Here is a 4,709-nt window from a genome sequence, read left to right on the forward strand (position 1 = left end):
TCGCCACGCTGCTGGCCGGATGGCCCAGCACCGCCGCGCCGGCCGCGGTGGCCACCACCTCGCCGTTCTTCTCCAGCACCACGCCGAGGTTCTTCAGGTCCAGCCCGTCGGCACCGCGGTGCGTGCCGCCGGTGACGAAGCGCGCGGACGAGGTGTTGTCCGCAATCACGCTCTTGAGATCGAAACGGAACTGCTCGTAGCGCGAGTCGATCACCTCCACCGCCGGCAGCACGAAGTCCGTGGCCGCCAGCACGTCGCCGATATGGCAGCCCGGGCCACGCAGCGGATGCTTGAGCACGAACGCGATCTCCGCCTCCACCTTGGGATGGATCAGCGCGGCGGTGTCGATGGCGCCGCCATCCATGCAGGCGCCGTAGTCGGTCAGGAAGCCGTAGACCGGTTCGGTCACGCCCATCTGGCGCATCTTGGCAAACGAGGTCAGGCCCATCTTGAGGCCAGCGATGCGGGTGCCGCGCGCTTGCTTGCGGGCGCGGATCGCGTCCTGGATGGCGTAGGCGTCGTCCCAGTCCATGTCGGGATGGGTATCGGTGATCTTGCGCACCGGCTCGCGCGTGAGTTCGGCGTTCTCCAGGAACTCGGCGAGCTGGAGGATGGTGTCTTGGGTCAGGTTCATGGCTAGCTCCTGTGCAGCGGATAGACGGGATTCACACGAAGCGCACGCCGGCCGAGCCGATGCCGCCGAGGCTGATGCGCAGCTGGTCGCCGGCCTTGACCGGCACCATCGCGGCCAGCGAGCCGGACAGGATCACCTCGCCCTTCTTCAGGCCAATGCCGAGCCGCCCGAGCGTGTTCGCCAGCCACGCCACCGCATTGGCCGGGTGGCCCAGCGCGGCCGCACCCGCGCCGGTGGCAACGATCTCGCCGTTCTTCTCCAGCGTCATGCCCACGGTGCCCAAGTCGAGCCCGCGCGGGTCCACCGCCGCATCGCCGAGCACGAACACGCCCGACGAGGCGTTGTCCGCCACGGTGTCCTGGATGCGGATCTTCCAGTCGCGGATGCGCGAATCGACGATCTCGAAACACGGCAGCACGTAGGCGGTGGCGCGCAGCACGTCGGCATTGGTCACGCCCGGCCCGGCCAGGTCTTCCTTGAGCACGAAGGCGATCTCGCCTTCGGCCTTGGGCGCGATCAGCGTGTCGGCGGCGATCGCCGCGCCGTCGCCGTGGACCATGCCGGACAGCAAGTGGCCGAAATCCGGCTGGCGCACGTCGAGCATGTCCATCACCACGCGGCTGGTCACGCCGATCTTCTTGCCGACCACCCGCTCGCCGGCATCGATCCGGTGCTGCACCATGGCCAGCTGGATGCGGTAGGCGTCGTCGATGGACAGGCCTGGCCAGGTCGCGGTCAGCGGAGCCAGCGGCGCGCGCGCGACCAGTGCCTGGTGCAGGCTCGCGCCGATCTCGCGGATCTGTTCTCGCGTGATGCTCGTCACGTCCATCTCGTTTGTCGCGTTTGTCGCGTTTGTCTCGTTGCCCATGGCCAGCCTCACAGCTTCACGCAGATATTGCGCAGTTCGGTATAGAACTCCAGCGAATGCACCCCGCCCTCGCGGCCAATGCCGGATTGCTTGGCGCCGCCGAAGGCCGTGCGCAGGTCGCGCAGGAACCAGGCGTTGATCCAGCAGATGCCCACGTCCAGCGCACGGCCCATGCGGTGGGCGGTGCCGAGGTCGCTGGTCCACACGGTCGCGGCCAGGCCATAGGGCGTATCGTTGGCGAGCCGCACGACCTCCTCTTCCGTATCGAAGGGCGCGATATGGCAGCAGGGCCCGAAGATCTCCTCGCGGATCACCGCCGCGTCCTCGGGCAGGCCGGTCCAGATGGTCGGCTGCACCCAGGCGCCTTCGGCCAGCGCGCCCGGCATCGGCGGCACGCCACCGCCGGTGACCACGGTGGCGCCGGCCTGCGCCGCCTTGCGGTAGTACGACAGCACCTTGGCCTGATGCTCCAGCGACACCAGCGGCCCCATGTTCACGCCGTCGTCGCCCGGCTTGCCCAGCTTCAGCCCCTCCGCCCTGGCCTTGAGCGCGGCGACGAAGCGCGCGAAGATGGGCCGCTGCACATAGACCCGCTCGGTGCCCAGGCACACCTGGCCGCTGTTCTCGAAGGCCGAGCGCGTGATGCCGGCGACGGCCTTGTCGAAGTCCGCATCCGCGAACACGATGCCGGCGTTCTTGCCGCCCAGTTCGAACGAGACCGGACGCACGCCATTGGCGGCAGCCTTCATGATGGCCTCGCCGGTGCGTGTCTCGCCGGTGAAGGTAATGCCGTCTACATCCGGGTGCGCGGTCAGGAAGGCGCCGGCGGAATCGGGGCCGAAACCGTGCACCACGTTGTAGACGCCGGGCGGCACGCCGGCTTCGTTCATCACCTCGCCCAGCAGCGTGGCGGTGGCTGGCGTCTCCTCCGATGGCTTGACCACCACGGTATTGCCGCATGCCAGCGCGGGCCCGACCTTCCACGTCATCAGCAACAGCGGCAGGTTCCACGGGCACACCACGCCGATCACGCCGCGCGGCGCGCGCACCGCATAGTTGATGGCCTCGCCGCCGTCCGGGGTGGCCATGGCGAAGCTCTCCGCCGGCACGTTCTTGATGAGGTCGGCAAACACCTTGAAATTGGCCGCGCCGCGCGGGATGTCGACATGGCTGGCCAGCGACAGCGGCTTGCCGGTGTCGGCGATCTCCGCCTGCAGGAAATCGTCGAAGCGGCGGTTGATGCCGTCGGCCACCGCGTGCAGCAACTCCACGCGCTGCGCCACGGTCATCCTGCCCCACGGTCCGTGCAGGGCCTGCCTGGCCGCGCTCACGGCGGCGTCCACCTCGGCCTGCCCGGCTTCGTGCACGCGGGCGATCAGGCTGTTGTCGACGGGGTTGCGGTCGTCGAACTGGCGGGCGGTGCCGACCCACTCGCCGTTGATGAAGTTCTTGAATTCTTTCATGTCTGTCTCGATGGTTGGGACGTTGCGCCGGGCCGGGCGCCCGGCCGGCTGTGCGCGCTCTCCCCTCTCCCACCGCGTGGGAGGGGGGAGCAAACCGGCGCCATCCGGTGCCACGCCGGTCCGCTCAACTCGCGGCGCTCAGGTCAGCACGCTCAGGAACGCATCATTGAGCTTGCGGTCGTGATAGAAGATCGCCCGCCCCAGTTCGTTGTCGGTCCAGGTGATGGTGGGCTTGTCCGGATAGTGGATATAGCCGCCGGAGAACACCTCGTTGCGGTTGCCGGAAGGATCGAAGAAGTAGATGGTGGCGCCGCGCGTGATGCCGTGGCGCGTGGGCCCGATATCGAGCGAGACGTCCTTCTTGGAGATGATGTCGGCGGCCTTGAGCACTTCGCCCCAGTTGTCCAGGTTGAACGAGGCGTGGTGGAACTTGTTCTTCTCGGGGTGGCGGATAAAGGCGATGTCGTGCGCCTTGTTGGAGCAGGTCAGGAAGGCGCCGATCAGCATCCGGTCCGGCCCGGCCACCACTTCCTCGGCCAGCGTGAAGCCGAGCACGTCGCGGAACAGCCTGACCGTGCCGTCGACGTCGTCGCCATACAGCAGGCAATGGTCGAAGCGGCTCGGCGCCATCCCGCGCAGGTCGTCGGGCCACGGGTCGGGGTTGCTGTCGCCGGTCATGCAGCCCAGCTTGTCCTTGTCCGCGAACAGCTCGATGGCATGGCCGGTGGGGATGGTGAAGCGAAAGCGCACGCCGGTGCGCGGATGCTCGCCGGCGGCAATCCACTGGCAGTCCGAGGCCAGGCCCGACTGCTCCACTTCGTGCGCCAGCCGCTCCAGCGTGCGGCCGCTGTCCACGCGAAAGCCCATGTAGTCCATGCCCGGGCTGTCGGCCTCGCGCAGGACCACGCTGTGGTGGTCATGCTCGTCCCAGGCCTTGAGGTAGACGCGGCCCTTGTCGTCGCGCGCGGTTTCGATCAGCCCGAGTACCTCGGTGTAGTGCCTGAGCGCCGGCTCCAGCTCCAGCACGCGCAATGCCACGTGCCCCGGACGCAATACGCCTGTCAATGCCATGACTGTCTCCTTGATCCTTGATGATGGGGTTATCGGTCCATCTTTTCTTGCTGCGTTTTTTCTACTGATCTACTGTTCTACGGTTCTGCTGCGACTACGTCTTCGGCATGCGCCGCTCCAGGCAGCGCTGCAGCAGCGCCACCGGCCGCAGGCGGATGTCGCTGTCCGGGTAGGCCTTGCAGGCCAGCACCAGGCCGCTGCCCTCCTCCGCCTCCGACAGGCAGGCGCGGCTCATCTTGCCGGTGTGGTAGCGCCCGGATTCGATGCGCACCTTGCAGACGCCGCAGCCACCGCCGCGGCAACCGGCCGGGATGCCGCGCTTGCCCAGCGCCTCCATGGCGCGCAGCAGGTTCTGCTCCGGCGCGCACGGGTAGCACTGCCCGCTGCCGGCGATCTCCACGTTGTGCATGGCGAGTCCTCGTGCAGGGTTCGTTCAGATCTTGAACAGCGGACTGCGCGCGCTGTTCTGCGCGTCGCCCGCCGAGATGAACTTCTCGGTATGGATGTCCGCCTCGAACAGCCGCCCCTGCATCAGCGTGCGGATGCAGGCCTCGATCATCGGCGGCGGCCCGCACAGGTAGGCCTTGTGCCCGCGAAAATCCGCGCCGCCGCCGCTGGCGCCATAAAGGCCCTGCAGCACATCGTGGACGTAGCCGCGCGCGCCGTCCCAGCC

5 protein-coding genes and 1 pseudogene are annotated in these 4,709 nt (G+C 68.0%); all 6 read right to left on the bottom strand.

What is annotated here, in order from left to right; genetic code table 11:
• On the bottom strand, positions 1-634 hold a 634-nt coding region (gene dmpH, locus AC1DO7_RS39455; RefSeq protein WP_477117433.1), incomplete at its 3' end, for a 2-oxo-3-hexenedioate decarboxylase.
• A 31-nt stretch (positions 635-665) separates the two neighbouring features.
• A complete protein-coding gene (dmpE, locus tag AC1DO7_RS39460; RefSeq protein ID WP_441614364.1) occupies positions 666-1,448 on the bottom strand; it encodes a 2-oxopent-4-enoate hydratase in 783 nt (260 codons plus the stop codon).
• A gap of 62 nt (positions 1,449-1,510) precedes the next feature.
• Positions 1,511-2,965 (bottom strand): 2-hydroxymuconic semialdehyde dehydrogenase, encoded by a 1,455-nt coding sequence (locus AC1DO7_RS39465; protein ID WP_441614278.1) that lies wholly within the window; start codon positions 2,963-2,965, stop codon positions 1,511-1,513.
• 138 nt (positions 2,966-3,103) lie between these two features.
• The gene (locus tag AC1DO7_RS39470) at positions 3,104-4,036 is read right to left on the bottom strand and encodes a catechol 2,3-dioxygenase (RefSeq protein WP_441614276.1); all 933 of its coding nucleotides are present in this window, start codon (positions 4,034-4,036) and stop codon (positions 3,104-3,106) included.
• A 94-nt stretch (positions 4,037-4,130) separates the two neighbouring features.
• Positions 4,131-4,445, bottom strand: a complete 315-nt coding sequence (locus AC1DO7_RS39475; RefSeq protein ID WP_441614274.1) for a 2Fe-2S iron-sulfur cluster binding domain-containing protein — start codon at positions 4,443-4,445, stop codon at positions 4,131-4,133.
• Between the two features lie 24 nt (positions 4,446-4,469).
• A pseudogene (locus AC1DO7_RS39480) lies at positions 4,470-4,709 on the bottom strand (phenol hydroxylase); the annotation flags it as partial.

The sequence above is a fragment of the Cupriavidus sp. 05N40 genome (assembly GCF_056397305.1).

Excerpts from the sequence above, each read along its gene's own strand:
- AC1DO7_RS39465 (WP_441614278.1), bottom strand. The coding sequence starts at position 2,965 with ATGAAAGAATTCAAGAACTTCATCAACGGCGAGTGGGTCGGCACCGCC.
- AC1DO7_RS39475 (WP_441614274.1), bottom strand. The coding sequence starts at position 4,445 with ATGCACAACGTGGAGATCGCCGGCAGCGGGCAGTGCTACCCGTGCGCG.
- AC1DO7_RS39470 (WP_441614276.1), bottom strand. The coding sequence starts at position 4,036 with ATGGCATTGACAGGCGTATTGCGTCCGGGGCACGTGGCATTGCGCGTG.